The organism is Pseudomonas guariconensis, assembly GCF_015680235.1.
Lineage (GTDB): Bacteria > Pseudomonadota > Gammaproteobacteria > Pseudomonadales > Pseudomonadaceae > Aquipseudomonas > Aquipseudomonas guariconensis_A.
Map to the genome: position 1 here is coordinate 37,976 of NZ_JADLJL010000005.1, position 24,462 is coordinate 62,437.

General features: G+C 66.6%; 24 protein-coding genes. 21 read left to right on the plus strand and 3 right to left on the minus strand.

The window, feature by feature from the left end; translation table 11 throughout:
• Positions 1-20: 20 nt before the first annotated feature.
• The 3 genes from mscK to trxC all read left to right on the plus strand — a co-directional run bounded on the left by mscK (position 21) and on the right by trxC (position 5,534).
• Positions 21-3,338: a mechanosensitive channel MscK gene (mscK, locus tag IRZ56_RS05720; RefSeq protein WP_196144045.1), complete on the plus strand. Its 3,318-nt coding sequence runs from the start codon at positions 21-23 to the stop codon at positions 3,336-3,338.
• 165 nt (positions 3,339-3,503) lie between these two features.
• Positions 3,504-4,964 carry a protein adenylyltransferase SelO gene (gene selO, locus IRZ56_RS05725; RefSeq protein ID WP_196144046.1) on the plus strand — a complete coding sequence of 487 codons (1,461 nt, stop codon included), beginning with the start codon at positions 3,504-3,506 and terminating at the stop codon, positions 4,962-4,964.
• Between the two features lie 135 nt (positions 4,965-5,099).
• Positions 5,100-5,534, plus strand: coding sequence for a thioredoxin TrxC (gene trxC / locus IRZ56_RS05730; RefSeq protein WP_196144047.1), 435 nt, complete (start codon positions 5,100-5,102; stop codon positions 5,532-5,534).
• A 165-nt stretch (positions 5,535-5,699) separates the two neighbouring features.
• On the opposite strand, the gene IRZ56_RS05735 is transcribed toward trxC, so the two are convergent.
• Positions 5,700-6,473, minus strand: coding sequence for a ParA family protein (locus IRZ56_RS05735; protein ID WP_196144048.1), 774 nt, complete (start codon positions 6,471-6,473; stop codon positions 5,700-5,702).
• A gap of 316 nt (positions 6,474-6,789) precedes the next feature.
• Here IRZ56_RS05735 and IRZ56_RS05740 point away from each other — a divergent pair, with 316 nt between their 5' ends.
• Genes IRZ56_RS05740 through IRZ56_RS05820 form a run of 17 tightly spaced genes read left to right on the plus strand, consistent with a single transcriptional unit; the run spans position 6,790 to position 21,624 of the window.
• Positions 6,790-7,506 (plus strand): beta-ketoacyl synthase chain length factor, encoded by a 717-nt coding sequence (locus IRZ56_RS05740; protein WP_196144049.1) that lies wholly within the window; start codon positions 6,790-6,792, stop codon positions 7,504-7,506.
• Positions 7,482-8,297, plus strand: a complete 816-nt coding sequence (locus IRZ56_RS05745; protein WP_196144050.1) for a lysophospholipid acyltransferase family protein — start codon at positions 7,482-7,484, stop codon at positions 8,295-8,297. The genes IRZ56_RS05740 and IRZ56_RS05745 overlap by 25 nt, the downstream gene beginning before the upstream one ends.
• The gene (locus IRZ56_RS05750) at positions 8,269-8,538 is read left to right on the plus strand and encodes a phosphopantetheine-binding protein (protein ID WP_196144051.1); all 270 of its coding nucleotides are present in this window, start codon (positions 8,269-8,271) and stop codon (positions 8,536-8,538) included. The genes IRZ56_RS05745 and IRZ56_RS05750 overlap by 29 nt, the downstream gene beginning before the upstream one ends.
• Before the next feature lie 9 nt (positions 8,539-8,547).
• Positions 8,548-8,802 carry an acyl carrier protein gene (locus IRZ56_RS05755; protein ID WP_196144052.1) on the plus strand — a complete coding sequence of 85 codons (255 nt, stop codon included), beginning with the start codon at positions 8,548-8,550 and terminating at the stop codon, positions 8,800-8,802.
• Positions 8,799-9,344, plus strand: a complete 546-nt coding sequence (locus tag IRZ56_RS05760) for a hypothetical protein (RefSeq protein ID WP_196144053.1) — start codon at positions 8,799-8,801, stop codon at positions 9,342-9,344. The genes IRZ56_RS05755 and IRZ56_RS05760 overlap by 4 nt, the downstream gene beginning before the upstream one ends.
• Positions 9,341-11,020, plus strand: a complete 1,680-nt coding sequence (locus tag IRZ56_RS05765; protein WP_196144054.1) for an AMP-binding protein — start codon at positions 9,341-9,343, stop codon at positions 11,018-11,020. The genes IRZ56_RS05760 and IRZ56_RS05765 overlap by 4 nt, the downstream gene beginning before the upstream one ends.
• Positions 11,013-11,747, plus strand: coding sequence for a glycosyltransferase family 2 protein (locus IRZ56_RS05770; RefSeq protein WP_196144055.1), 735 nt, complete (start codon positions 11,013-11,015; stop codon positions 11,745-11,747). Before IRZ56_RS05765 ends, IRZ56_RS05770 begins: the two co-directional genes overlap by 8 nt.
• The gene (locus IRZ56_RS05775; protein ID WP_196144056.1) at positions 11,744-12,682 is read left to right on the plus strand and encodes a glycosyl transferase; all 939 of its coding nucleotides are present in this window, start codon (positions 11,744-11,746) and stop codon (positions 12,680-12,682) included. The genes IRZ56_RS05770 and IRZ56_RS05775 overlap by 4 nt, the downstream gene beginning before the upstream one ends.
• A complete protein-coding gene (locus IRZ56_RS05780; RefSeq protein WP_196144057.1) occupies positions 12,663-14,207 on the plus strand; it encodes an HAL/PAL/TAL family ammonia-lyase in 1,545 nt (514 codons plus the stop codon). The genes IRZ56_RS05775 and IRZ56_RS05780 overlap by 20 nt, the downstream gene beginning before the upstream one ends.
• Complete coding sequence (locus IRZ56_RS05785; RefSeq protein WP_196144058.1) at positions 14,200-14,625, plus strand: acyl-CoA thioesterase; 426 nt, start codon at positions 14,200-14,202, stop codon at positions 14,623-14,625. Before IRZ56_RS05780 ends, IRZ56_RS05785 begins: the two co-directional genes overlap by 8 nt.
• A complete protein-coding gene (locus IRZ56_RS05790) occupies positions 14,622-15,224 on the plus strand; it encodes an outer membrane lipoprotein carrier protein LolA (protein WP_196144059.1) in 603 nt (200 codons plus the stop codon). Before IRZ56_RS05785 ends, IRZ56_RS05790 begins: the two co-directional genes overlap by 4 nt.
• Complete coding sequence (locus IRZ56_RS05795; RefSeq protein ID WP_196144060.1) at positions 15,214-17,535, plus strand: MMPL family transporter; 2,322 nt, start codon at positions 15,214-15,216, stop codon at positions 17,533-17,535. Before IRZ56_RS05790 ends, IRZ56_RS05795 begins: the two co-directional genes overlap by 11 nt.
• A complete protein-coding gene (locus IRZ56_RS05800) occupies positions 17,532-18,017 on the plus strand; it encodes a hypothetical protein (protein ID WP_196144061.1) in 486 nt (161 codons plus the stop codon). Before IRZ56_RS05795 ends, IRZ56_RS05800 begins: the two co-directional genes overlap by 4 nt.
• Positions 18,014-19,207 (plus strand): beta-ketoacyl-[acyl-carrier-protein] synthase family protein, encoded by a 1,194-nt coding sequence (locus IRZ56_RS05805; RefSeq protein WP_196144062.1) that lies wholly within the window; start codon positions 18,014-18,016, stop codon positions 19,205-19,207. The genes IRZ56_RS05800 and IRZ56_RS05805 overlap by 4 nt, the downstream gene beginning before the upstream one ends.
• Positions 19,204-19,674: a hotdog family protein gene (locus tag IRZ56_RS05810; protein WP_196144063.1), complete on the plus strand. Its 471-nt coding sequence runs from the start codon at positions 19,204-19,206 to the stop codon at positions 19,672-19,674. Before IRZ56_RS05805 ends, IRZ56_RS05810 begins: the two co-directional genes overlap by 4 nt.
• Complete coding sequence (gene fabG / locus IRZ56_RS05815; protein WP_196144064.1) at positions 19,667-20,395, plus strand: 3-oxoacyl-ACP reductase FabG; 729 nt, start codon at positions 19,667-19,669, stop codon at positions 20,393-20,395. Before IRZ56_RS05810 ends, fabG begins: the two co-directional genes overlap by 8 nt.
• The gene (locus IRZ56_RS05820; protein ID WP_196144065.1) at positions 20,395-21,624 is read left to right on the plus strand and encodes a beta-ketoacyl-ACP synthase; all 1,230 of its coding nucleotides are present in this window, start codon (positions 20,395-20,397) and stop codon (positions 21,622-21,624) included. The genes fabG and IRZ56_RS05820 overlap by 1 nt, the downstream gene beginning before the upstream one ends.
• A gap of 116 nt (positions 21,625-21,740) precedes the next feature.
• Here the strand turns inward: IRZ56_RS05820 and IRZ56_RS05825 are convergent, their stop codons facing one another.
• Positions 21,741-22,622 (minus strand): LysR family transcriptional regulator, encoded by an 882-nt coding sequence (locus IRZ56_RS05825; RefSeq protein ID WP_196144066.1) that lies wholly within the window; start codon positions 22,620-22,622, stop codon positions 21,741-21,743.
• A gap of 121 nt (positions 22,623-22,743) precedes the next feature.
• On the opposite strand from IRZ56_RS05825, the gene IRZ56_RS05830 reads away from it, so the two are divergent.
• Complete coding sequence (locus tag IRZ56_RS05830; protein ID WP_196144067.1) at positions 22,744-23,994, plus strand: MFS transporter; 1,251 nt, start codon at positions 22,744-22,746, stop codon at positions 23,992-23,994.
• 101 nt (positions 23,995-24,095) lie between these two features.
• Here IRZ56_RS05830 and IRZ56_RS05835 read toward each other — a convergent pair whose 3' ends face one another.
• Positions 24,096-24,443 (minus strand): YgiW/YdeI family stress tolerance OB fold protein, encoded by a 348-nt coding sequence (locus tag IRZ56_RS05835; protein ID WP_196144068.1) that lies wholly within the window; start codon positions 24,441-24,443, stop codon positions 24,096-24,098.
• Positions 24,444-24,462 lie beyond the last annotated feature (19 nt).

Sequence of the window (24,462 nt, forward strand, 5' to 3'; positions counted from 1 at the left end):
GTTTCACAAGAATTCTGCCTATGTCCCTGCGTTCAACACTCAGCGCAGCCCTGCTCGGGCTGTGCCTGTCACTTTCGTTCCTGGCCTCTGCGGCCGAGGCGCCCACCGCCGCCGGCATCCAGGGCAGCCTCGACAAGATCGCCGACCGCAAGCTGCCCGAAGCCGAGCAGAAGGCACTGCAGCAAGTGCTCGAACAGACCCTGAGCCTGCTCGCCAGCCAAGAGGACAACGCCCGCAAGCTGGCCGACCTCAAGCAGCAGATCGCCGGGGCGCCCAACGAGATCCGCGAAAGCCAGCGCGAGCTTGCCAAGCTCAAGGACAGCAAGACCGTGCCGGTCGCCCAGCGCTACGCAAGCCTGGGCGTGCCTCAGCTCGAGCAGATGCTCGGCGAGCGCAGTGCCCAGCAGGGCGACCTGCAAAAGGCGCTGTCGGAGGCCAACAGCCTGATCATCAATTCCCAGACCCGCCCGGAACGGGCCCAGGCCGAGATCAGCAGCAGCCAGACGCGCATCCAGCAGATCAACAACAGCCTCAAGAGCGGCAAGGACAACGGCAAGCCGCTGACCGCCGACCTGCGCAACCAGCTCGCCGCCGAGCTTGCCGCCCTCGACAGCCGGATCCTGCTGCGCCGCCAGGAAATGGCCAGCAACAGCTTGCTGCAGGACCTGGGCAACGCCCGTCACGACCTGTTGATCGAACGCGCCACGCGCCTGGAGCAGGAAATCCAGGACTTGCAGACGTTGATCAACGACAAGCGCCTGGCCCAGTCCCAGCAGACCGTCACCCAGCAGTCGATCGAGGCGCAGAAGGCCGGCGGCAGCACCCTGCTGGCCAACGAAAGCACGGCCAACCTCAAGCTCTCCGACTACCTGCTCAGGAGCACCGACCGCCTCAACGAGGTCACCCAGCAGAACCTGCGCACCAAGCAGCAGCTCGACAGCCTGACCCAGGCCGACCAGGCCTTGGACGAGCAGATCGACGTGCTCAAGGGCAGCCTGTTGCTGTCGAAGATCCTCTACAAGCAAAAGCAATCCCTACCCCACCTGAAGGTCGACCGCGACCTGGCCGACCAGATCGCCGACATTCGCCTCTACCAGTTCGAGGTCAACCAGCAGCGCGAGCAGATCAGCAGCCCTTCGAACTACGTCGACAAGCTGCTGGCCAACCAGCCCGGCGAAGAAGCCACGCCCCAGCTGCGCAAGGCCTTGCTCGAGGTGGTGATCACCCGCAGCGACCTGCTCGAGCGCCTGAACCGCGAGCTCTCCGCCCTGCTCAACGAGTCCATCACCCTGCAGCTGAACCAGAAGCAGCTGCTCGGCACCGCCCAGAGCCTGCGCACCACCCTGGAAGAGCAAATGTTCTGGATCCCCAGCAACAAGCCTCTGGACTGGGAATGGCTGAGCTATGTGCCGCAGCGCCTCGCCGACCAGGTGGCCAACCTGCCCTGGGGCTCGGGCATCAAGGAGCTGGCCGATGGCCTGGTCCAGCGGCCATTGCTGTTCCTGCCGCTGCTGCTGGTGATCGGCGCGCTGCTGTGGCGACGCAAGTACCTGTACCAGCGCCTGGGCAAGGTCCACCAGGACATCGGCCACTTCCGCCGCGACAGCCAGTGGCACACGCCCCAGGCGATCCTGATCAACATTCTCCTGGCCTTGCCCGTCGCCCTGGGCCTGGCCCTGGCCGGCTATGCCCTGCAGATCGATGCACGTGGGCAGAACGCCAACCTGGGCGCCGCCCTGTGGCAGATCGCCCAGGCCTGGCTGGTGTTCTACACCGCCTACCGCATCCTCGCCCCAGGCGGCGTGGCCGAGATCCACTTCCGCTGGTACAAGCCTCAGGTCGAATTCCTGCGCGGCTGGGTACGCCGCCTGGGCACCGTGGTGCTGGCCCTGGTGGGTGTGGTGGCGGTGGCCGAACACCAGCCCTCGGCCCTGGCCGACGACGTGCTGGGCATCGGCGTGGTGTTGACCTGCTACGCCCTGATGGCCTGGCTGCTCAGCCGCCTGCTGCTCAGCAGCCCGGCGCACCGCGACACCTCGCTGTTCCGCAAGGCGGTCGGGGTGGCCTTCACGGCCTTGCCCATCGCCCTGTTCGTGGCAGTGTGCTTCGGCTACTACTACACCGCCCTGAAGCTCACCGACCGGCTGATCTACACCTTGTACCTGCTGCTTTTCTGGCTGGTGATCGAGGCGGCCTTCGTGCGCGGCCTCTCGGTGGCAGCGCGGCGCCTGGCCTACCAGCGCGCGCTGAGCAAGCGCCAGGCCGTCAAGGAAGGGCTCGACGGCGAAGTGATCACCGAAGAGCCGACCCTGGACATCGAACAGGTCAACCAGCAGTCCCTGCGCCTGATCCGCCTGGCCTTGCTGGGTGGTTTCATCGGTGGCCTGTACTGGGTCTGGTCGGACCTGATCACGGTGTTCTCCTACCTCAACAACGTGACCCTGTACGAGTACAGCAGCGGCACTGGCGCGGCGGCGAGCATGGTGCCGATCAGCCTCGGCGACCTGCTCGGCGCCCTGGTGATCGCCGGCATCACGGTGGCCCTGGCCAGCAACCTGCCCGGCCTGCTCGAAGTGTTGGTGCTGTCGCGCCTGAACCTTGCCCAGGGCAGCGCCTACGCCATCACCACGCTGCTCTCCTATGTGATCGCCGGGGTCGGCATCGTCAGCACCCTGGCCACCCTCGGGGTGAGCTGGGACAAGCTGCAATGGCTGGTGGCGGCCCTGTCGCTGGGGCTTGGCTTCGGCATGCAGGAGATCTTCGCCAACTTCATCTCCGGCATCATGATCCTCTTCGAGCGCCCGGTGCGCATCGGCGACACCATCACCATCGGCAACTTGTCGGGCACGGTGAGCAAGATCCGCATCCGTGCAACCACCATCACCGACTTCGACCGCAAGGACATCATCGTCCCCAACAAGACCTTCATCACCGGCCAGCTGATCAACTGGTCGCTCACCGACACGGTCACCCGGGTCACGCTCAAGTTGGGCATCGACTACGGCTCGGACCTGGACCTGGTGCGCGACCTGCTGCTCAAGGGCGCCCATGAAAACCCCCGGGTGCTCAAGGACCCGGAACCGATCGTGTACTTCCTCAACTTCGGCGAGAGCTCGCTGGACCATGAGCTGCGCATGCACGTGCGGGACCTGGGCGACCGCAACCCGACGCTCGATGAGCTCAACCGCTACATCAGCCGCGAGTTCAAGGCCCATGGCATCAAGATCTCGGTGCGCCAGGTGGAGGTGTTCCTGATCGACACCAAAGGCGGCAAGCAGCAATTGGTGCCATTGGAGAGCAACCCGGCGCCCAAGATCGATGGCACTCCGGCCGGGTGACTGGACTCCATAGGTCATGACCGCCCAGAATGCCGCGAGGGCTGCGCCCTCGTTCGCGGCGCAAGCCGGCTCCTACAGGACCTTGAAATCCGCACGGACCTGTGGGAGCCGGCTTGCCGGCGATTGGGTCGCCAGCCCAGCCCCAAGACTCCAGGAGCAGGCCCCGTGAAAGCCCTCGACCAACTGACCTTCGACAACCGCTTCGCCCGCCTGGGCGACGCCTTCTCCACCGAGGTGCTGCCCGACCCCATCGCCGAGCCACGCCTGGTGGTGGCCAGCGAGGCGGCCATGACCTTGCTCGACCTGGACCCGGCCCAGGCGGAACTGCCGGTGTTCGCCGAACTGTTCAGCGGCCACAAGCTGTGGGAAGAGGCCGACCCGCGGGCCATGGTTTACTCCGGCCACCAGTTCGGCTCCTACAACCCGCGTCTGGGCGACGGCCGTGGTCTGTTGTTGGGCGAAGTCCTCAACGACGCCGGCGAGCACTGGGACCTGCACCTCAAGGGTGCCGGCCAGACGCCCTATTCGCGCATGGGTGACGGCCGCGCCGTGCTGCGCTCCTCGATCCGAGAATTCCTCGCCTGCGAAGCCTTGCATGCCCTGGGCATTCCCAGCAGCCGGGCCTTGTGCGTGATCGGTTCGAGCACAACGGTCTGGCGCGAAACCCGTGAAAGCGCTGCCATGCTCCTGCGCCTGGCCCAGAGCCACATTCGCTTCGGGCATTTCGAGTACTTCTACTACACCCGCCAACCCGAGCAGCAGAAGGTACTCATCGACCATGTGCTGGAGCAGCACTACCCCGAATGCCGCGAAGCCGAGCAGCCATACCTGGCGATGTTCCGCACCATCGTCGAGCGCAACGCCGAGCTGATCGCCTACTGGCAGGCCTATGGCTTCTGCCATGGGGTGATGAACACCGACAACATGTCGATCCTGGGCATCACCTTCGACTTCGGCCCATACGCCTTCCTCGACGATTTCGACGCCAACTTCATCTGCAACCATTCCGATGACCGTGGCCGCTACAGCTATTCCAACCAGGTGCCCATCGCCCACTGGAACCTGAGCGCCCTGGCCCAGGCCCTGACCACCGTGATCGAGGTGGAGCCGCTCAAGGAGGCGCTGGGGCTGTTCCTGCCGCTGTACCAGGCCCACTATCTGGACCTCATGCGCCGACGTCTGGGCCTGACCACCGCCGAGGACGACGACATGGCGCTGGTCGAGCGACTGCTGCAACGCATGCAAAGCGGCGGGGTGGACTACAACCTGTTCTTCCGCAAGCTGGGCGAACGACCAGTAGCCGATGCGCTGAAGGTGGTACGCGACGACTTCATCGACCTGGCCGGTTTCGATGCCTGGGGCCAGGATTACTTGGCCCGCTGCGAACGCGAACCGGGTAATGCCGAAGGCCGGCGCGCGCGCATGCACGCGGTCAACCCGCTGTACATCCTGCGCAACTACCTGGCGCAAAGGGCCATCGAAGCGGCCGAAGCCGGGGACTACAGCGAAGTGCGACGGCTGCATCAGGTGCTGAGCAAGCCGTTCGAGGAACAGCCCGGGATGCAGGCCTACGCCGAGCGCCCGCCCGAGTGGGGCAAGCACCTGGAGATCAGTTGTTCGTCATAACCACGTTTCGGCAATTGCGAGGGCTTGGCCCTCGATCGCCGGCAAGCCGGCTCCCACGGACATCGTGCGGGCCCGGTGGGAGCTGGCTTGCCGGCGATAGACCGCGAAGCGGCCTCGAATCCAAGGAGACCCTCAATGCCCGACCCCATGCTGATCCCCTGCCCCCATTGCAACGGCCTCAACCGCCTGCCGGCCGAGCGTCTGGGCGATGCCCCCAAATGTGGCCGCTGCAAGCAGGACGTATTGCTGGGCAAACCCTTCGACCTCAACGAGCGCAGCTTTGCCAGCCAGATCAAGGGCGACCTGCCGCTGCTGCTCGATGTCTGGGCCGACTGGTGCGGCCCGTGCATATCCTTCGCCCCGGTCTTCGAACAGGCCGCCCGCCAGCTCACCGGCCGCTGCCGCCTGGCCAAACTCGACAGCGAGGCCAACCGCAACCTGGCCGGGCAGTTGGGCATCCGCTCGATCCCCAGCCTGATCCTGTTCAAGGACGGGCGCGAAATCAGCCGCCAGGCGGGGGCGTTTCCACTCCAGCCGTTGCTGGAGTGGTTGCGTGGTCAGGGGGTTTAGAGCCTAGCGCACGTCTTCAGAAGTGTGTGTTCGTCGCATCGCGGGGCAAGCCCGCTCTCATAGAACACCGCATAACTACTTGAGTTTGCAGGTCCTTTGTGGGAGCGGGCTTGTCCCGCGATGCGGCGCGCACGCTCACAGGCGCTAAAAATCCACCTAACCCCTTCAGCCATTCTCCTCGAGCAACGCATGCAACTCGACAAACTGCTGGGTCAACTTGTGCCGCGGCTCCAGGTGGATCAGCGGCAAGCTGGCATGGTGCGACTCGCGCATCTTCACCGAACTGCCCAGGTACACCGGCAACACCGGCAGGCCCTCGGCCAGCAGTTCGTCGAGCATCTGCTGTGGCAGGCTGGCCCGTGACTGGAACTGGTTGACGACGATACCTTCGACCACCAGTTCCTCGTTGTGGTCGTCCTTGAGCTCCTCGATCTCCGCCAGTAGGCCGTACAGGGCCTGGCGCGAGAAGCTGTCACAGTCGAAAGGAATCAATACGCGATCCGCTGCGATCAACGCGGAAACGGCATAAAAGTTCAGCGCTGGCGGGGTGTCGATGTAGATCCGTTCGTAGTCCTCGTCCAGCTCGTCGAGCAACTTACGCAGCTTGTTGATCTTGTGCTTGGCCTCGAGCTTGGGCTGCAGGTCGGCCAGCTCCGGCGTGGCGGTGACCACGTGCAGGTTGTCGAACGGCGTTTCGTAGATATCCACCCGGTTCTTCTTGGCGAACGGCCCGCTGGAAAGGGTCTGCTTGAAGAAATCGGCGATGCCCATAGGGATATCCTCGCCGGTAAGCCCGGTGAGGTACTGGGTCGAGTTGGCCTGGGCATCCAGGTCAACCAGCAAGGTCCGGTAGCCTTCGTTGGCACTGACCGCCGCCAAGTTGCAGGCAATGCTCGACTTGCCTACGCCCCCTTTCTGATTGAATACCACGCGCCGCATGGGAGACCTCCGTGTATCAACGAATGCCCGAGTATGTGGCCCACGCATGACAATGACCAGTACCGCCTGCCTCAACCTTCCTACCTGCTGGCCGATACAGTGCTTACACCGTTCATCGGAAAATGCCGACAAACGATAGAACCTTGTCCCCCTGGCCGGCGACTTGCCCGTTCGTCATTGTCCAACGGGTATTTGCTACAGATCGCCTGCACCGGGATAATGCGCGCCACTCGACGAGCACCAACTCCTGTCAGGTCATTGTTCCGACGCATTCCTTGGCCAAAGGAAGTCATTCAGGGCGGGAACCAGACACATTGTGATCACTTTCAACATCAGCCAATGGCGCGCCTGGGCCCCTGGCCTGCACACGCCTGCTGACTGGCGTGCCTGGGCCGAGGGTGGGTCACTGCCGCAGGGCGACAGCCCGGCGCCGGACGTTTCGTTCCTGCCAGCCATGCAGCGCAGGCGCCTGGGCCTGCTGGCACGCATGGCGTTCGCGGTCGGCTGGCCGTTGGCCGAGGGCCACGACGCGCTGCCGCTGGTATACGCCTCGCGCCATGGCGAAACCCCGCGTACGTTCTCCATGCTCGGTGAACTCGCCCAGGGCCAGCCACTTTCGCCCACACAGTTCAGCCTTTCGGTGCATAACGCCGTGATCGGGCTGTGGTCGATCATGCGCGGGCAGACCTGCGAGATGACCGCCCTGGCCGCCGCAGGCGATGGTTTCGAGCAAGGCCTCCTGGAGGCCGCCGGCCTGCTGCACGACGGCGCCCCTGCCGTGCTGCTGATCGTCGCCGAGGAGACGCCGCCCGAGGCCTACAGCCCATGGATCGAGGATGTGCCCTTCAGCTATGCCCTCGGCCTGTTGCTCACCCCCGGCAGCCAATGGCGCCTGGAAATCGCCCCGGGCAGCAGCGCCACACCCGCCGCCCTGCCCCACGCCCTGAACTGGCTGAAGAACCTGCTCGCCGGCCAGGCCCGCCTCACCCACCCAGGAGCCCTGCGGTCATGGAACTGGCATCGGCTCGCGTGAACAGGCCAACGGACGCCTACCCTTGGCGCCTACTGGCGACCGCGCTGAGCTTCGCCGTTTTCGGTGTCGGCAGCCTGTGCCTGCGCGTGCTGGTATTTCCGTTGCTGGCCTGCCTGCCCGGTGGCGTGCAGCGCCATCAACGCCGCGCCCGCCGCACCATCGGCTGGCTGTTCTGGCGTTTCATCCGCTTCATGCGGGTCACCGGCGTACTGACCTACGAGGTGGAGGGTGCCGAGCGCCTGGGGCGCCCTGGGCAACTGGTCATCGCCAACCACCCCTCGCTGATCGACGTGGTGTTCCTCATCGGCCTGGCGCGCAACGCCAACTGCGTGGTCAAGCAGAGCCTGTTCGACAACCCGTTCACCCGCGGCCCCGTGCGCGAGGCGGGCTACATCGGCAACGACGGTAGCCTGCAGATGCTGGAAACCGCCGCGGCGACCCTGCGCCACGGTCAGCCACTGATCATCTTCCCGGAAGGCACCCGCACCCCGCCCGGCCAGGCCCCGGCCTTTCATCGTGGCGCCGCGGCCATCGCCCTGCGCGGTGCGAAAATCATCACACCGGTGACGATCAGCGTCAGCCCCAGCACACTGACCAAGCATGAGCCCTGGTACCGCATCCCACACCGCCGCGTGCACTTTCGCCTACGCGTCGGCGCCGACATCGACCCGGTCACCTTCGCCGCCCTCGGCCCGGCACCGGTGGCCTCGCGCCGTCTCAACGACTACCTGCATCAGTACTTCTTCAAGGAGCTCGCCGAAGATGAGCGATCCACACAACCTGCACCGTGATATCAAGCAGCTGATCATCGACGCCCTGGGCCTGGAGGACATCGACGTCCAGGACATCGATGACCAGCAGCCGCTGTTCGGCGAAGGCCTGGGCCTGGATTCGGTGGACGCCCTCGAACTGGGCCTGGCCCTGCAGAAGCGCTTCGGCATCAAGATCGATGCCGACGCCAAGGACACCCGTTCCCATTTCACCAATGTCGCCACCCTGGCGGCATTCATCACTGCCCGACAGGCTGCCTGAGACCGCACCATGCAAAACCGCGAAGCCATCTTCAACCTCTTGCGCGACGCCCTGGTCGAGCTGTTCGAGCTCGATCCAGCCAGCATCCGCCTGGAGTCCCACCTCTACCAGGACCTGGAAATCGACAGCATTGACGCCATCGATCTGATCGACCACATCAAGCGCCAGACCGGCAAGAAAATCACCGCCGAGGACTTCAAGTCCGTGCGCACCGTCGAGGATGTGGTCGAGGCGGTGTTCCGCCTGGTGAACTCTGCGGCATGAAGCGCCTGGTCGGCCTCGGCCTGGTGCTGGCCGGGGTGCTCTACCCCTTCGCCGTGCACTACGGCCTGGCCCGTTTCGCCCCCTGGCAGTTCGCCCTGGTGCTCGCCGCGCTGTGGCTGGCCCGTGCCCTGGGCGCGCCGCGCCGGCCCGGCAATCTGTGGATGACCATCGTCGCCCTGGCCTTCTGTGCGCTGCTGGCATTGTCCGACAGCCGCCAGCTGCTGCGCTGGTACCCGGTGTTGGTCAATGGCTTGCTGCTGGCACTGTTCGCCTCCAGCCTCAGGTACGGCCCGCCGTTGGTGGAACGCCTGGCGCGCCTGCGCGAGCCGCAGTTGCCTGACGCCGCCGTTGCCTACACGCGCCGGGTGACGCAGGTCTGGTGCCTGTTCTTCCTGGTCAACGGGCTGATCGCCGCCGGCATGACCCTGTGGGCACCGCTGCCCTGGTGGACCCTCTACAACGGCTTGATCGCCTACCTGGCCATGGGGCTGCTGTTCGCCGTGGAATGGCTGGCCAGGCAACGCATGCGAGCACGCTCATGAACTGGATCGAACCCCAGCACCTGCTGCAGCCACACGCCGCCGCTCGGGTGATCACCCGCGAGCCCGCGCTGGACCACGCCACCCTCTGCCAAGCCGCCCTGTGCCTGGCCGGAGGCCTGCGCGAACGTGGCGTGCAGCGCCTGGCGGTGTACCTGGAGGATGCCGGCGAACTGGCCATTGCCTTGCTGGGCGCCTGGCGAGCCGGGGTACAGGTGTTGCTGCCCGCCGACCTGCAGGCACACACCCGTGCGCGCTGGAACGACCAAGTCGAGCTGTGGCTCAGCGACCAACCCGGCGACCACAGCCTGGCCTCGCTTTCAGGCGCGCCGCTGGCACCCGCCGACCTCGACCTGGACGCGTGTCAGATCAGCCTGTGCACCTCCGGGTCCAGCGGCGAGCCCAAGCGCATCGACAAGCCACTGCGCTTGCTGGCCAACGAAGTGCAAGCCCTTGAACGCCTGTGGGGCGCCGACCTGGGCGACGCCTGGATCATCGGCAGCGTCGCCACCCAACACATCTACGGGTTATTGTTCCGCGTCCTCTGGCCGCTATGCGCCGGGCGCGGTTTCCTGCGTCGCCCGCTGCCCTTCCCGGAGGACCTGCAGCGTGCCAGCCGCGAACAACCTGGCTACGCCTGGGTGGCCAGCCCCGCCTTGCTCAAGCGCATGGGCGACAACCTCGATTGGCCAGCCCTGAGCCAGGTGCGCCGGGTGTTTTCTTCCGGGGGTGCCCTGCCTGGGGACGCCGCGCAGCAGCTATATCGGCGCCTGGGCCAATGGCCCGTGGAAATCCTCGGCAGCTCCGAGACCGGCGGCATCGCCTGGCGCCAAGGCGATACCCCGTGGAGCCCTTTCGCCGGCATCACCCTGAGCCAGTCGGCGGACGGTGCCCTGTGCGTCGCCTCGCCCTACCTGCCCCAAGGCCATGTCGAACACACCGCCGATGCCGTGCAATTCACCGACGATGGCCGCTTCCACTTGCTTGGGCGCCTGGACCGCATCGTCAAGCTTGAAGAAAAACGCATCTCGCTGCCGCTGCTGGAGCAGGCGCTGTGCGCCCATGCGTGGGTCAGCGATGCGCGATTGGGCGTGGTGCAGGAAGGCCGTGCGTTCCTCGGCGCCTTGCTCGTGCCCAGCCCGGCCGGCCTGCACCAGCTGCGCACCCAGGGGCGCCGAGCCCTGCTCGATACACTGCGCCAGCACCTGGCGCAACATTGTGAAAGCCTGGCCTTGCCACGGCGCTGGCGCCTGCTGCGGCAACTGCCGCTCAACGGCCAGGGCAAGCTGCCCCAGGCGCAGGTCCAGGCGCTGCTGCAAGCCCCACGCGACAATGCGCCGGACGTGCTCCAGACGACCTCTGACGAGCAGCAACTGAGCCTGCGCCTGGCGGTGCCTGCGGACTTGGCCTGCTTCACCGGCCACTTCCCCACCACCCCCATTCTGCCCGGCGTGGTACAGGTCGACTGGGCCGTGACCCTGGCCACGCCCCTGCTGCCGCAAGGGCTGCGCTTCGCCGGCATGGAAGTGCTGAAATTCCAGCAACTGGTTCGCCCAGGCGACGAGCTGGAACTGACCCTGCGCTACGATGCCCAGCGCGGCAAGCTGTACTTCACCTACGCCAGCAACGGCCAGGCCTGCTCCAGCGGCCGCATCCTCCTGGAGCCTGGCCGTGCATAAGCCTTGCGCCGTGATCCCGGTATACGACCACGAGCACGCCGTGCCCGCGGTGGTAGCCCAGGTGCTCGCCACGGGGCTGCCCTGCGTGCTGGTGGACGATGCCAGCCACGCGCCCTGCGCCAAGGTGCTGGACCAGTTGGCCGGGCAGGATCAAGTGTTCCTGGTGCGCCTGGCCGTCAACCAGGGCAAGGGCGGCGCGGTGATGGCTGGCCTGCGCGAAGCCGCCCGGCTGGGCTTTACCCATGCCTTGCAGGTGGACGCCGATGGCCAGCATGACCTTGCCGATGTCCAGGCGTTCCTGGCCGACTCAAGGGCTTGTCCACAGGCCCTGGTGTGCGGTTATCCACACTACGACGCCAGCGTGCCCAAGGGGCGCCTCTACGCGCGCTACCTGACCCACGTCTGGGTCTGGATCAACACCTTGTCGCTGGCCATCCCGGACTCGATGTGCGGGTTTCGCCTGTACCCGCTCGCCCCTACCCTGGCCCTGCTGGACAGGGTACGCCTCGGGCGGCGCATGGATTTCGACACGGAGGTCCTGGTGCGCCTGGCCTGGCGCGGGCAGCCGATGCGCTGGCGGCCGATCCGGGTGCATTACCCGAGCGACGGCATCTCGCATTTTCGCCTGCTGCACGACAACGTGCTGATCTCGCGGATGCATGCCCGGCTGTTCTTCGGCATGCTGCTGCGCGCACCGCGGATGCTGTGGCGCAGGTGGTGGCAATGAGCCGATCTTCCCGGCACTGGGCCGAACAAGGCGAACGCGGCAGCTTCTGGCTGATGAAGCTGACCGCCGTGCTGGTGCGCCTGCTCGGCCGACGCCTGCTCAGCCCGTTGATTCATGGCATCGTGCTGTATTTCTTTCTGTTCGGGCGCAAGGCCCGGCGCAGCGCCTGGCAGTATCAGCAGCGGCTGGCCGCCTGGAGCGGCGGCCAGGTGCTGCCCCCGACCCATGGGCGGGTGTTCGGCCAGTTCATGGCCTTCGCCGACGCCTTGCTGGACAAGCTGGACGCCTGGAACGGCCGGCTGCGCCTTGAAGATATCGAGATCGACGACCCCAGCCAGCTACGCCGGCAATTGCGCGGCAGCCGCGGGCAGATGCTGGTGGGCGCGCACCTGGGCAACCTGGAAGTCTGCCGGGCCCTGGCGGAGCTGGGCGAGCGGGTGACCATGAACGTGCTGGTGCACACCCGCCATGCCGAACGCTTCAACCGCCTGCTGGGCGAGGCCGGCGCCAGCCACCTGCGGCTGATCCAAGTCAGTGAGCTGGACCCGGCGATCATGCTGCAACTGTCCGAGCGTCTGGAGCGCGGCGAATGGCTGGCCATCGCCGGCGACCGCGTGCCCCTGCACGGCAGCCGCACGGTAGCAGTGGATTTTCTCGGCCACCGGGCAGCCTTCCCCCAGGGCCCCTGGCTCCTGGCAGGCCTGCTGGGCTGCCCGGTCAACCTGCTGTTCTGCCTCAAGCACCAGGGCCGCTACCGGATCACCCTGGAGCCGTTCGCCGAACGCCTGCAGTGGCGCCGCGACCTGCGCGAACAGGTGATCGCCGAATGGGCCGGGCGCTATGCCGCTCGCCTGGGCCATTATTGTCAGCAGGCCCCTGGCCAGTGGTTCAACTTCTACCCTTTCTGGAACGACGATGACGACGCATTCCCATGAGCCCATGACCTTTGGCGAGGCCCCGCTCGCCATCGAGGACATCCTGGCCCTGAGCCAACGAAAGGCCCGCCCGCTGTTGCAGGCAGATGCCGCGTACCGCGGACGCATCGCCCGTGGCGCGCGTTTCGTCGACAGCCTCCTGGACAAGGAAGGGGTGATCTACGGGGTCACCACCGGCTATGGCGACTCCTGCGTGGTGGCCGTGCCGCTGGAGCATGTCGAGGCCTTGCCGCGCCACCTGTACACCTTCCACGGCTGCGGCCTGGGCCGGCTGCTCGATGCGCCGGCCACCCGGGCGATGCTGGCAGCCCGGCTGCGCTCGCTGAGCCACGGCATGTCGGGGGTGCGCGTGGTGTTGCTGGAGCGCCTGCGTGGCTTTCTCGAACATGACATCCTGCCGCTGATTCCCGAGGAAGGCTCGGTGGGCGCCAGCGGCGACCTGACACCGTTGTCCTACGTCGCTGCGGCCCTGTCGGGCGAGCGCGAAGTGATGTACCAGGGGCAGCGCCGCGACAGCGCCGATGTGCACCGCGAACTGGGCTGGCAGCCCCTGGTACTGCGTCCCAAGGAAGCCCTGGCGCTGATGAACGGCACCGCGGTGATGACCGGCCTGGCCTGCCTGGCCTATGCTCGCGCGGATTACCTGCTGAAGCTGGCCACGCGCATCACGGCGCTGAACGTGATTGCCCTGCAAGGCAACCCCGAACACTTCGACGAGCGCCTGTTCGCCGCCAAGCCGCACCCCGGCCAGAACCAGGTCGCCGCCTGGTTGCGCCAGGACTTGGCCATCGAGGCCCCGGCAGCGCCCCTGCACCGGTTGCAGGACCGCTACTCGCTGCGTTGTGCGCCCCATGTACTGGGCGTGCTGGCCGACAGCCTGGGCTGGTTGCGCGGTTTCATCGAGACCGAGCTCAACAGCGCCAACGACAACCCGATCATCGACGGCGACGCCGAACGGGTGCTGCATGGCGGGCATTTCTACGGCGGCCATATCGCCTTCGCCATGGACAGCCTCAAGACCCTGGTGGCCAATGTCGCCGACCTGCTCGACCGCCAGCTGGCGTTGCTGGTGGATGAGCGCTACAACCATGGCCTGCCCAGCAACCTGTCCGGTGCCGAGCCCGGGCGCGCCATGCTCAACCATGGTTTCAAGGCCGTGCAGATCGGCGCCAGCGCCTGGACTGCCGAAGCCCTCAAACTGACCATGCCGGCCAGCGTGTTCTCGCGCTCCACCGAATGCCACAACCAGGACAAGGTGAGCATGGGCACTATTGCCGCCCGGGATGCCGTGCGCGTGCTGGAGCTGACCGAGCAGGTGGCCGCAGCGACCCTGCTGGCCGCCAACCAGGGAGTGTGGCTGCGCGGCCGAGAGGCCGGCGCCAATCCGTTGCCGCCAGCATTGGCAAGCATGCATGCGGCCCTGCTGCAGGACTTCGCGCCGGTCACCGAGGACCGCGCCCTGGAGCGCGAACTGCGCCTGTGCCTGGCGCGTATCGGCGAACGCCACTGGAGGCTGCATGCGTAAGCCTGGGGTATTCCATGTAGACACGGAGATCCTCGTGCCTTTCTTCGACGTCGACAGCATGCACATCGTCTGGCACGGCCACTACGTCAAGTACCTGGAAGTGGCCCGCTGCGCCCTGCTCGAACGCCTGGGCCACGACTACCCGAACATGCAGGCCAGCGGCTATATGTGGCCGGTGATCGACCTGCAGCTGCGCTACATTCGCGGCGCCACCTTCGGCCAGCGCCTGAAGGTGCGCGCCAGCCTGGTGGAATGGGAGCACCGCCTGAAGATCAACTACCTGATCAGCGATGCACTCACAGGCGAGCGCATGACCCGCGCCAGCACGGTGCAAGTCGCGGTGCACATCGCCAGCGGCGAAATGCAGCTGGCCTCGCCCCAGGCCATGCTCGACGCCGTCGGCAAGGTGTTGGCATGAGACGCCTGGCGGGTTACCTGCTGATGGCCACCTTGCTGCTGGCCGGCCCGCAGGCCATGGCGTTCAGCCTGGATGACCTGCAGAAGCAGCTAGGCGCATCGGCGGTGGTCAAGGGCCCGTTCGTCCAGGAGAAACACTTGCGCGCCCTGCCCCAGCCGCTGGTGAGCCAGGGCCGCTTCGTCCTTGCCCGCGACCATGGGCTGCTCTGGCTGCTGCGCACGCCCCTGCGCCAGGACTACCGCATCACCGCCGACGGTATCGCCCGGCGCGACAGCAGCGGTTGGCAGAAGCTGCCCAGCCAGAGTGCCGGAGCGCAGCAGAACCGCCTGTTCTTCGCCGTGCTGCAAGGCGACAGCAGCGGCCTGCAGCGCGACTTCGAACTGAGCCTCAGCGGCGATGCCGAACACTGGCAACTGCACCTGGTGCCTCGCGCGTTGCTGCTCAAGCAGGTGTTCACCCACATCGATATTGCCGGCGGGCGTTTCGTGGAGCGTATCGTGCTGGCCGAAACCCAGGGTGACAACACCGTGCTGCGCATGCCGGCCAGCGACGGCGCCACGGCCTTGAGCGATTCGGAGCGCAGCGACTTTGCCGACTGAACGACTGTTGCCCAGGCTGTTCCTGGCGCTGTTGCTGGCCGTGCTCGCACTGGCAGGCTGGCAATGGCACCGCGGCGCCCCGGTTTCCGCCGACCTGATGACCCTGGTGCCCGGGGCTGCGCAAGACGAATGGGTAGCGCGTGCCGAGCAGCGCATGCAGGCGCCGCTCAACCGCCAGGTGCTGGTTCTGGTCGGCCATGCCGACCGCCAGCAGGCGCTGAACCTGGCCGAACGCCTGGCAAGCCAATGGCAGGCCAGCGGCCTGTTCGAGCAGGTGCAATGGAGCCTGCAGACCGATCTGCAGGCGGTACGCGCCCAGCTGCTGCAAGGCCGCCTGGCGATGCTCGCCGCCACCGACCGCAAGCAGTTGCTGACACAGCCCGACGCCTTCATCGAACAACGCGTGCAGGCGCTGTTCGCCCCTTTCGCAGGCGTCAGCCTGTTGGCCAACCAGGACGACTGGCTGGGCCTGGGCGCGCGCATCCAGGCCAGCCAACCCAAGCCCGCCAATGTGGGGCTGGACACGGCCAGCGGCGCGCTGGTCGCCGAGGCAAACGGCCTGCACTGGGTAATGTTGCGCGCCAGCACCCGGGGCGACGCCTTCGACCTGCAGCTGCCGTTGCAGGTCGCCGACCTGCTCGCCAGCGGCCGCCAGCTGGCCGAACAGCAAGGTGCCCAACTGCTGGCTGCCAGCGGCCTGCTGCATGCGGCCAGCGGCCAACGCCAGGCCAGCCGGGAAATCACCTGGGTGGGCGGCGGCGCCACGCTGGGCATCCTGCTGCTGTTGCTTTTGGCCTTCCGCCGCTGGCGGGTGCTGTTGGCCTTCGTGCCGGTGCTGGTGGGGATGCTGTTCGGTACGGTGGTGTGCACGGCCCTGTTCGGCCGCGTGCATGTCATGACCTTGGTATTGGGCTCGAGCCTGATCGGCGTGGCGGTGGACTACCCGCTGCACTACTTGTCCAAGAGCTGGAGCTTGCGCCCCTGGCACAGCTGGACGGCCGTGCGCCTGACCTTGCCCGGGCTGAGCCTGAGCCTGGCGACCACCTGCATCGGCTACCTGGCCTTGGCCTTCACGCCCTTCCCGGCGCTGACCCAGATCGCGGCGTTCTCCGCCGCCGGCCTGGTCGGCGCCTACCTGAGCGCGGTGTGCCTGCTGCCAGCCTTGTTTGGCGATACGCAGCTGCGCCCGGCGCGCTGGCCGCTGCGAATCGCCCAGGCGCTGACGGACCTGCGCGAACGCATGCTGACCAAGGTACCCAGCGCTGCACTGCTTGCGCTGCTGCTGGCGTTCTGCGCCGCGGGCTTGTGGCAACTGCAGACGCGAAACGACATCCGCCAATGGGTCGGTACGCCGCCGCAGCTGCTCGAAGAAGCCCAAGCCGTGGCCCGGATCACCGGCTACCAACCGACCAGCCAGTTCTACCTGGTGCGCGCCAGCGATGAAACACAATTGCTCGACCGCCTGCAGGCACTGGCCGGCAAACTCGACGAACTGGTCGACCTGGGCAAGCTCAAGGGCTACATGGCGCTCAGCCAACTGCTGGCCAGCCCGGCGCAGCAGCGGCACGTACAGCAGGCCCTGGGGCAATTGCCTGAGCATTGGCAACCCTTGCTGGCCCTGGGTGTGCCTGAAACGGCCCTGCGCGGCGAGCTGCAGCAGTTGCAAGCGCTGCCGCTGCTGTCGATCGACCAGGTGCTCGCCGGGCCGCTGGGCGAAGCCTGGCGGCCGCTGTGGCTGGGCCGCACCGACGATGGCGTGGCCGCCGTCGTCAGCCTGCAAGGCCAGGCCGATGCCGCCCTGCTTCGTCTGCAGGCCCAGGACCTACCCGGCGTGCAACTGGTGGACCGGCTGGGCGAACTCAACCAGCTGTTCGCCGCCACCCAGGTCAGCGCCGCCGAACTCAAGCTGCTCTCCTGTGGGCTGATCCTGGTATTGCTGGTACTGCCCTTCGGGCCGGGGGCGGCCCTGCGCATCGTCGCCCTGCCGCTGCTGGCGGCGCTGTGCAGCCTGGCCTGCCTTGGCTGGCTGGGGCAGCCCTTGACCCTGTTCAGCCTGTTCGGCCTGCTGCTGGTGACCGCCATCGGCGTGGACTATGCCATTCTGATGCATGAGCGCATCGGCGGTGCTGCGGTCAGTCTGCTGGGTACCCTGCTGGCGGCGGCCACCACCTGGTTGTCGTTCGGCCTGCTGGCGCTGTCCGGCACACCGGCGGTGAGCAACTTCGGCCTGGCCGTGAGCCTGGGGCTGGTGTTCAGCTTCCTGTTGGCGCCCTGGGCGACGAGCCGTGAGCGAGGGGACGTAGCGCCATGAAATACCTGTTGCCCCTGTTGATGCTGTTGCTGCTCGGCGCCTGCGCCTCGCAGCCGCCCCTGCCCGAGCAGCTGCCCCCGCTCGAGCTGCCACGCCAGTTCCATGTACAGCGGGAACAGGCCAACCAGCGCCAGGACTGGCTGCTGGTGATCCAGCGTGAAGACGGCCACCTGCGCTGGTCGCTGCTGGACTTGCTGGGCGTTCCCCAGGCGCGCCAGTTGCTCGATGGTAGGCACTGGCAAGCCGACGGCCTGCTGCCGCCTAACCCTGCCGCGCGCGAGCTGTTCGCCGCCATGCTGTTCGCCCTGACGCCACCGGGCCAACTGCCCCGGCTTTATCCCCAGGCCATCGGCCACATTTCTGAACGCAGCCTGCCAGGCCGATGGCGCGTCACCTATCGCAGTGCCGACGACTTCACCCTGGCCCTTGATCAAGGCCTGCGCTACCACGTTTCCCCCTTGCCCAGCGAGAACGCACCATGACCGCCTTCCTCGACGCCCTGGGCCTGGTCTGTGCCCTCGGGCACGGCCAGGCCCAGGTGGCCCGCAGGCTCTTTGCCGGCGACTGCTCCGGCATGCAACTACAGGACGGCTGGGTGCCCGGACGCCGCCTGCCGGTAGGCGGCGTGGCCGGACCACTGCCCGCGCTACCGCTGCCCGGCCACCAGAGCCGCAACAACCAACTGCTGCTGGCCGCCGCCTTGCAGATCGAGCCGGCGATCCGGCAAGCCCTCGAGCGCCATGGCCCGCAGCGGGTCGGCGTGGTGCTGGGCACCAGCACCTCAGGAATCGCCGAAGCCACTGCCGGCATCGCCCATTACCTCGAGGCAGGCCGCTTCCCTGCCGACTACCGCTACGACCAGCAGGAGCTCAGCGCCCCGGCGAACTTCCTGGCGGCCTGGCTGGGCCTGCAAGGGCCTGCCTACGTGTTGTCCACCGCCTGCACCTCCAGCGGCCGTGCCTTGCTCAGCGCTCGGCGCCTGCTCGACCTGGGCCTGTGCGATGCCGTGCTGTGCGGTGGCGTGGACAGCCTCTGCAACCTGACGCTCAACGGCTTCACCGCCCTGGAAGCCGTCAGTGCGCAGCGTTGCAACCCGTTCTCGGCCAACCGCGACGGCATCAACATCGGCGAAGGGGCCGCCTTGTTCCTGATGACACGCCAATCATCGGCCCAGGGGCCTGCCATCGCCCTACTCGGCGCAGGTGCCAGTTCCGATGCGTTCCACATCTCGGCACCGGAGCCCAGCGGCAAAGGCGCCTTGCAGGCCATGCGCAAAGCACTGGACAATGCAGGCCTGACGCCAGGGCAGGTCGATTACCTGAATCTGCACGGCACCGCCACCGCGCACAACGACGCCATGGAATGCCTGGCCGTGCACAGCCTGTTCGGCAGCCACCTGCCCTGCTCGTCCAGCAAGCCCATGACCGGCCATACCCTGGGTGCCGCCGGCGCGCTGGAGGCCGCGTTCTGCTGGTTGAGCCTGAGCATGCACAACCCGCAGGGCCTGTTGCCACCCCATTGCTGGGATGGCCAGCCCGACCCGGGCTTGCCGGCGCTGCACCTGGTCGATGGCCGCCAGCGCCTGCCCGCGCAAGGGCCACGCCGGCTGATGAGCAATTCGTTCGCCTTCGGTGGCAACAATGTCAGCCTGATTCTCGGAGATGCCTCATGATCACTTGGCCCTTGGCCGAATTGCTGCCTCACGCTGGGGACATGATTCTCATCGAGCGCATCGACAGCTGCGACGACGAGCAGATTCACACGTGCACGACGGTTCGCCCCGATGGCCAGTTCAACCGGGCCGATGGCAGCCTGCCGGCCTGGCTTGGCCTGGAGCTGATGGCCCAGAGCGTGGCGGCCTATGCCGGCTGCCAGGCGCGTCGCCAGGGGCGCCCCGTGGAAATGGGCTTTTTGCTCGGCACGCGCAAGTTCGAATGCAATGTCGAGGCGTTTCCCGCCGGTGTGCAGCTGCACATCCATGCCCTGCGTTCGCTCGAGGATGAAAACGGCATGGGCGTGTTCGAGTGCCACCTGCGTGGCGAAGGCATCCATGCCAGTGCCCGCCTGAATGTCTACCGCCCGCCGCAAGCTGCCAGCTACCTGGCCGAGGCGCGCCCGGAGGAGTCGCAGCATGACTGACACCATTTTGGTCACCGGTTCCAGCCGAGGGATCGGGCGCGCCATCGCCCTGCGCCTGGCCCGCGCGGGCTTCGACTTGGCCCTGCATTGTCGCAGCGCGCGAGACGAGGCCGAGGCGGTTGCCGGCGAAATCCGTACCCTGGGCCGCCAGGCGCGGGTCCTGCAATTCGACGTGGCCGACCGTGGCGGCTGCGCCGCGGCACTCGAAGCCGATGTCGAGGCCCATGGCGCCTACTATGGCGTGGTGTGCAATGCCGGGTTGACCCGTGACGGTGCCTTCCCGGCGCTGACCGAGGACGACTGGGACACCGTCATGCGCACCAACCTCGACGGCTTCTACAACGTGCTGCACCCGCTGATCATGCCGATGATCCGCCGCCGTGCCCCTGGCCGGATCGTCTGCATCACGTCGGTATCCGGCCTGATCGGCAACCGCGGCCAGGTCAACTACAGCGCCTCCAAGGCCGGCCTGATCGGAGCGGCGAAGGCGCTGGCGATCGAACTGGGCAAGCGCCGCATCACCGTCAACTGCGTGGCGCCAGGCCTGATCGATACCGCCATGCTCGACGAACAAGTGCCGGTGGAGGAGCTGCTGAAGATGATTCCAGCCCAACGCATGGGCACGCCCGAGGAAGTGGCGGGGGCGGTGAATTTCCTGATGTCGGACGAGGCCGCCTACATCACCCGCCAGGTCCTGGCGGTCAACGGAGGGCTGTGCTGATGCGCCGCGTCGTGGTCACCGGCATGGCCGGCATCACTGCCCTGGGCAACGACTGGGCCAGCATCGCCACACAGTTCGCCGCCAACCGCAGCGGTATCCGGCGCATGGACGAATGGGACCGTTTCGAGGAGCTCAACACCCGCCTGGCCGGGCCCGTGGACGGCTTCCAGGTGCCCGCGCACTGGACCCGCAAGCAACTGCGCAGCATGGGCCGCGTGGCACACCTGGCGGTGGCGGCTGCCGAGCAAGCGCTGCTCGACGCCGGGTTGCTCGACGAGCCGAGCATTCGTGACGGCCGCATGGGCGTTGCCTGCGGCTCGTCGATCGGCAGTACCGAAGAGATCAAGGCCTTCGGGAACATGCTGCTCAATTCCAAGGCCGACGGCCTCAATGCCAATTCCTACGTACGCATGATGCCGCACACCACCGCGGCCAACATCAGCATCTTCTTCGGCCTCACCGGGCGCCTGATCCCCACGTCCAGCGCCTGTACCAGCGGCAGCCAGGGCATCGGCTATGCGTACGAGGCGATCAAGTACGGGCGCCTGCCGCTAATGCTCGCCGGCGGCGCCGAGGAACTGTGCCCCAGCGAGGCCATGGTATTCGACGCGCTGTACGCCACCAGCCTGAAGAACGATACCCCGTCCCTGACGCCACGGCCCTATGACAGCGCCCGGGATGGCTTGGTGGTGGGCGAAGGCGCCGGCATGCTGGTGCTCGAGGAGTTACAGCACGCCCTGGCCCGTGGCGCTCGGATCCATGCCGAGATCGTCGGTTTCGGCAGCAATGCCGACGGCCAGCACATCACCCGCCCCGAGCAGACCACCATGCGCCGGGCCATGGAGCTGGCACTGGAAGACGCAGGGCTTGGGCCGGAGGCCATCGGCTACGTCAATGGCCATGGAACCGCCACCGAACAAGGCGACATCGCCGAAACGCTGGCCACCCATGAACTGTTCGGCCCGCGCATGCCCATCAGCTCGCAGAAGAGTTTCCTTGGGCACACCCTGGGGGCCTGCGGAGCGCTGGAGTCCTGGTTCAGCATCGAGATGATGAACCGCGATCAGTACGTGCATACCCTGAACCTCGACCACATCGACCCCCGCTGCGGTGAGCTGGACTACCTGCGCGGCGGGTTCCGGGCCATGCAGCATGAGCATGTGATGAACAACAACTTCGCCTTTGGTGGCGTGAATACGTCGCTAGTGTTTCGGCGCTGGCAAGCCTAGTGCGCGTAGATTAATGCTGTTCATTTGAAGCGCTTCGGTGCCTGCAAGATCAAGCGCCGCGCGGGCGGCGCTCGATCCCACAGACACCGCAGCCGCCACGGCGAACGCCTACGGAGCTACCGGGTCAACAACTCGGCAAACGCCCTGGCCATGGCCGACCCTGCCGCCTGCCGCTGGACCAGCCACACCGCAGTCGTCGCGCCCTCGTCCAGCAGGGTCCGGTACACCACGCCATCGATACGCATGCGCTGGAACGAAGCCGGCAACACCGACACCCCCAGCCCCGCCGACACCAGGCCGATGATGGTCATCGCCTCGCCCGCTTCCTGGGCGAAATGCGGGCTGAACCCGGCCTGGCGCGCCAGGCTCAGTAACTGCGCATGCAACCCGCTGCCGTAGCTGCGCGGGAAGAACACGAAGGGCTCGTTGGCCAGCGCCTGCATGAACACGCCCTGTTCGCTGCCCTGGGCCAGGGGGTGGGAGGCGTGGATCACCGCCACCAGCGGCTCGCTGAACAGTTCGGTGGCCACCAGCCCTTCGGGCAATGGCATCGGCCGCATCAGGCCGACTTCGATGCTCTCGTCGAACACCGCCTCGGCCACGTCACGGCTGCTCATTTCGCGCAGGTTCAGGTGCACCGCGGGAAAGCGCTGGCGAAAGGCATGCAGCGCCTTGGGAATCCTCGAGGTGAACGGCGCCGAAGAGGTGAAGCCGATCTTCATCTCGCCCAGCTCGCCCAGTTGCGCGCGCCGGGCGACATCCGCTGCCTTTTCCACCTGGGCCAGCACCTGGCGCGCTTCGTCGAGGAACAGCCGCCCGGCCTCGCTCAGCTCGACCCGCCGGTTGGTGCGCTCGAACAGGCGTGCGCCCAGTTCCTGCTCCAGGGCCTGGATCTGCTGGCTCAACGGAGGTTGTGAGATACCCAACTGCTGGGCCGCGCGACCGAAGTGCAACTCTTCGGCCACGGCGATGAAATACCGCAGATGACGCAACTCCATGACGGGCTCCGATTAGGTCGCATAACGTCTTAAATAGGTCGAACAATATATTGGATGTATCCATTAGCCAGCTATATGATTTTTTCATCGCAACACCGGCCCAGCGCCAGAGGTCCCCTCCGTGAAATCCGCCGTCGCTCCGCTCTCCATCGACCCCGAGCCTGTCACGCCTGCCCTGAACGACACCTGGATCGAAAAAGGCACGCCCGCCTTCATGAAGACCGTGCTGGCGCTGTTCAGCGGCGGCTTCGCCACCTTCGCCCTGTTGTATTGCGTGCAGCCGATGATGCCGTTGCTGTCGCAGGAGTTTTCCATCAACGCCGCGCAGAGCAGCCTGGTGCTTTCGGTTTCCACGGCCATGCTAGCCTTCGGCTTGCTGGTCACCGGGCCGATTTCCGACCGTATCGGCCGCAAGCCGGTCATGGTCTTCGCCCTGCTCTGTGCGGCCTTGGCAACCCTGGCCAGCGCAGTGATGCCGACCTGGGAACTGGTGCTGGCCACCCGCGCGCTGGTGGGCCTGGCCCTGAGCGGCCTGGCCGCCGTGGCGATGACCTACCTGAGCGAAGAAATCCACCCGCAGCACATCGGCCTGGCCATGGGCCTGTATATCGGTGGCAATGCCATCGGCGGCATGAGCGGACGCCTGATCACCGGGGTACTGATCGACTTCGTCAGCTGGCACACGGCGATGCTGGCCATCGGCGGCCTGGCCCTGGTCGCGGCGCTGGTGTTCTGGAAGGTGCTGCCCGAATCGCGCAATTTCCGCCCCCAGGCCATGAACCCGCGCAGCCTGCTGGACGGCTTCGTCATGCATTTTCGTGACGCAGGCCTGCCGTGGTTGTTCCTCGAGGCGTTCCTGCTGATGGGGGCCTTCGTCACCCTGTTCAACTACATCGGCTACCGCCTGCTGGCAGAGCCCTACCACATGAACCAGGCCCTGGTCGGCCTGCTCTCGGTGGTGTACCTGTCGGGCATCTACAGCTCCGCCCAGGTGGGCGCGCTGGCGGACAAACTGGGCAGGCGCAAGGTGTTCTGGGCGAGCATCCTGGTGATGGCCGGCGGGCTGCTGATGACCCTGGCCAGCCCGCTCACGCTGGTGATCCTGGGCATGCTGGTGTTCACCTTCGGCTTCTTCGGCGCGCACTCAGTGGCCAGCAGCTGGATCGGCCGACGGGCGCTCAAGGCCAAGGGGCAGGCCTCGTCGCTGTACCTGTTCTGCTACTACGCAGGCTCCAGCGTGGCCGGTACGGCCGGTGGGGTGTTCTGGCACCAGGCCGGGTGGAACGGCATCGGGCTGTTCATCGGCAGCCTGCTGGCGGTGGCATTGCTGGTGGCGTTGCACCTGAGCCGGTTGCCACCCAAGACTGCCTGAACAGGGGCTGCTTTGCAGCCCATCGCCGGCAAGCCGGCTCCCACCTGTCTCGCGCTGCGCTGAACCTGTGGGAGCCGGCTTGCCGGCGATGAAGCCTGGGATCAGTTGACGATCTCGACGATGTCCACGTCCACTTCACGGCTCATCAGGTGCTTCTCCACCTCGCCGGTCAGCTTGACCTTGGTCTTGTCGTTGAACGGCGTCTGCGGCAGGTCCTCGTCGTCGATCTCGACGGTGATGGTGCCGGTGTTGTCCTTGAACTCGTACTTGTCGTCGTTGTTGATCTTCTTGGTCACGTAGCCTTGCAGCACCACCGGGGTGTCGTCAGCGGCATCGTTGGCGGCGGCGACGGTGGTCACCGACTGGGCGCCTGGGCCGGTGTAGCCGGCTGCCAGGGCGGCAGTGCTGAACAGAGGGGCGAGGATCAGGGCGAGGTAACGAGCTTTCATGGTGTCAGGTCCTGTTGGG

Bases quoted from the DNA above. Each gene is read 5' to 3' on its own strand.
- mscK (WP_196144045.1), top strand. From the start codon at position 21: ATGTCCCTGCGTTCAACACTCAGCGCAGCCCTGCTCGGGCTGTGCCTG.
- trxC (WP_196144047.1), top strand. From the start codon at position 5,100: ATGCCCGACCCCATGCTGATCCCCTGCCCCCATTGCAACGGCCTCAAC.
- IRZ56_RS05735 (WP_196144048.1), bottom strand. From the start codon at position 6,473: ATGCGGCGCGTGGTATTCAATCAGAAAGGGGGCGTAGGCAAGTCGAGC.
- IRZ56_RS05745 (WP_196144050.1), top strand. From the start codon at position 7,482: ATGGAACTGGCATCGGCTCGCGTGAACAGGCCAACGGACGCCTACCCT.
- IRZ56_RS05750 (WP_196144051.1), top strand. From the start codon at position 8,269: ATGAGCGATCCACACAACCTGCACCGTGATATCAAGCAGCTGATCATC.
- IRZ56_RS05755 (WP_196144052.1), top strand. From the start codon at position 8,548: ATGCAAAACCGCGAAGCCATCTTCAACCTCTTGCGCGACGCCCTGGTC.
- IRZ56_RS05760 (WP_196144053.1), top strand. From the start codon at position 8,799: ATGAAGCGCCTGGTCGGCCTCGGCCTGGTGCTGGCCGGGGTGCTCTAC.
- IRZ56_RS05765 (WP_196144054.1), top strand. From the start codon at position 9,341: ATGAACTGGATCGAACCCCAGCACCTGCTGCAGCCACACGCCGCCGCT.
- IRZ56_RS05775 (WP_196144056.1), top strand. From the start codon at position 11,744: ATGAGCCGATCTTCCCGGCACTGGGCCGAACAAGGCGAACGCGGCAGC.
- IRZ56_RS05780 (WP_196144057.1), top strand. From the start codon at position 12,663: ATGACGACGCATTCCCATGAGCCCATGACCTTTGGCGAGGCCCCGCTC.
- IRZ56_RS05785 (WP_196144058.1), top strand. From the start codon at position 14,200: ATGCGTAAGCCTGGGGTATTCCATGTAGACACGGAGATCCTCGTGCCT.
- IRZ56_RS05790 (WP_196144059.1), top strand. From the start codon at position 14,622: ATGAGACGCCTGGCGGGTTACCTGCTGATGGCCACCTTGCTGCTGGCC.
- IRZ56_RS05800 (WP_196144061.1), top strand. From the start codon at position 17,532: ATGAAATACCTGTTGCCCCTGTTGATGCTGTTGCTGCTCGGCGCCTGC.
- IRZ56_RS05805 (WP_196144062.1), top strand. From the start codon at position 18,014: ATGACCGCCTTCCTCGACGCCCTGGGCCTGGTCTGTGCCCTCGGGCAC.
- IRZ56_RS05810 (WP_196144063.1), top strand. From the start codon at position 19,204: ATGATCACTTGGCCCTTGGCCGAATTGCTGCCTCACGCTGGGGACATG.
- fabG (WP_196144064.1), top strand. From the start codon at position 19,667: ATGACTGACACCATTTTGGTCACCGGTTCCAGCCGAGGGATCGGGCGC.
- IRZ56_RS05820 (WP_196144065.1), top strand. From the start codon at position 20,395: ATGCGCCGCGTCGTGGTCACCGGCATGGCCGGCATCACTGCCCTGGGC.
- IRZ56_RS05825 (WP_196144066.1), bottom strand. From the start codon at position 22,622: ATGGAGTTGCGTCATCTGCGGTATTTCATCGCCGTGGCCGAAGAGTTG.
- IRZ56_RS05835 (WP_196144068.1), bottom strand. From the start codon at position 24,443: ATGAAAGCTCGTTACCTCGCCCTGATCCTCGCCCCTCTGTTCAGCACT.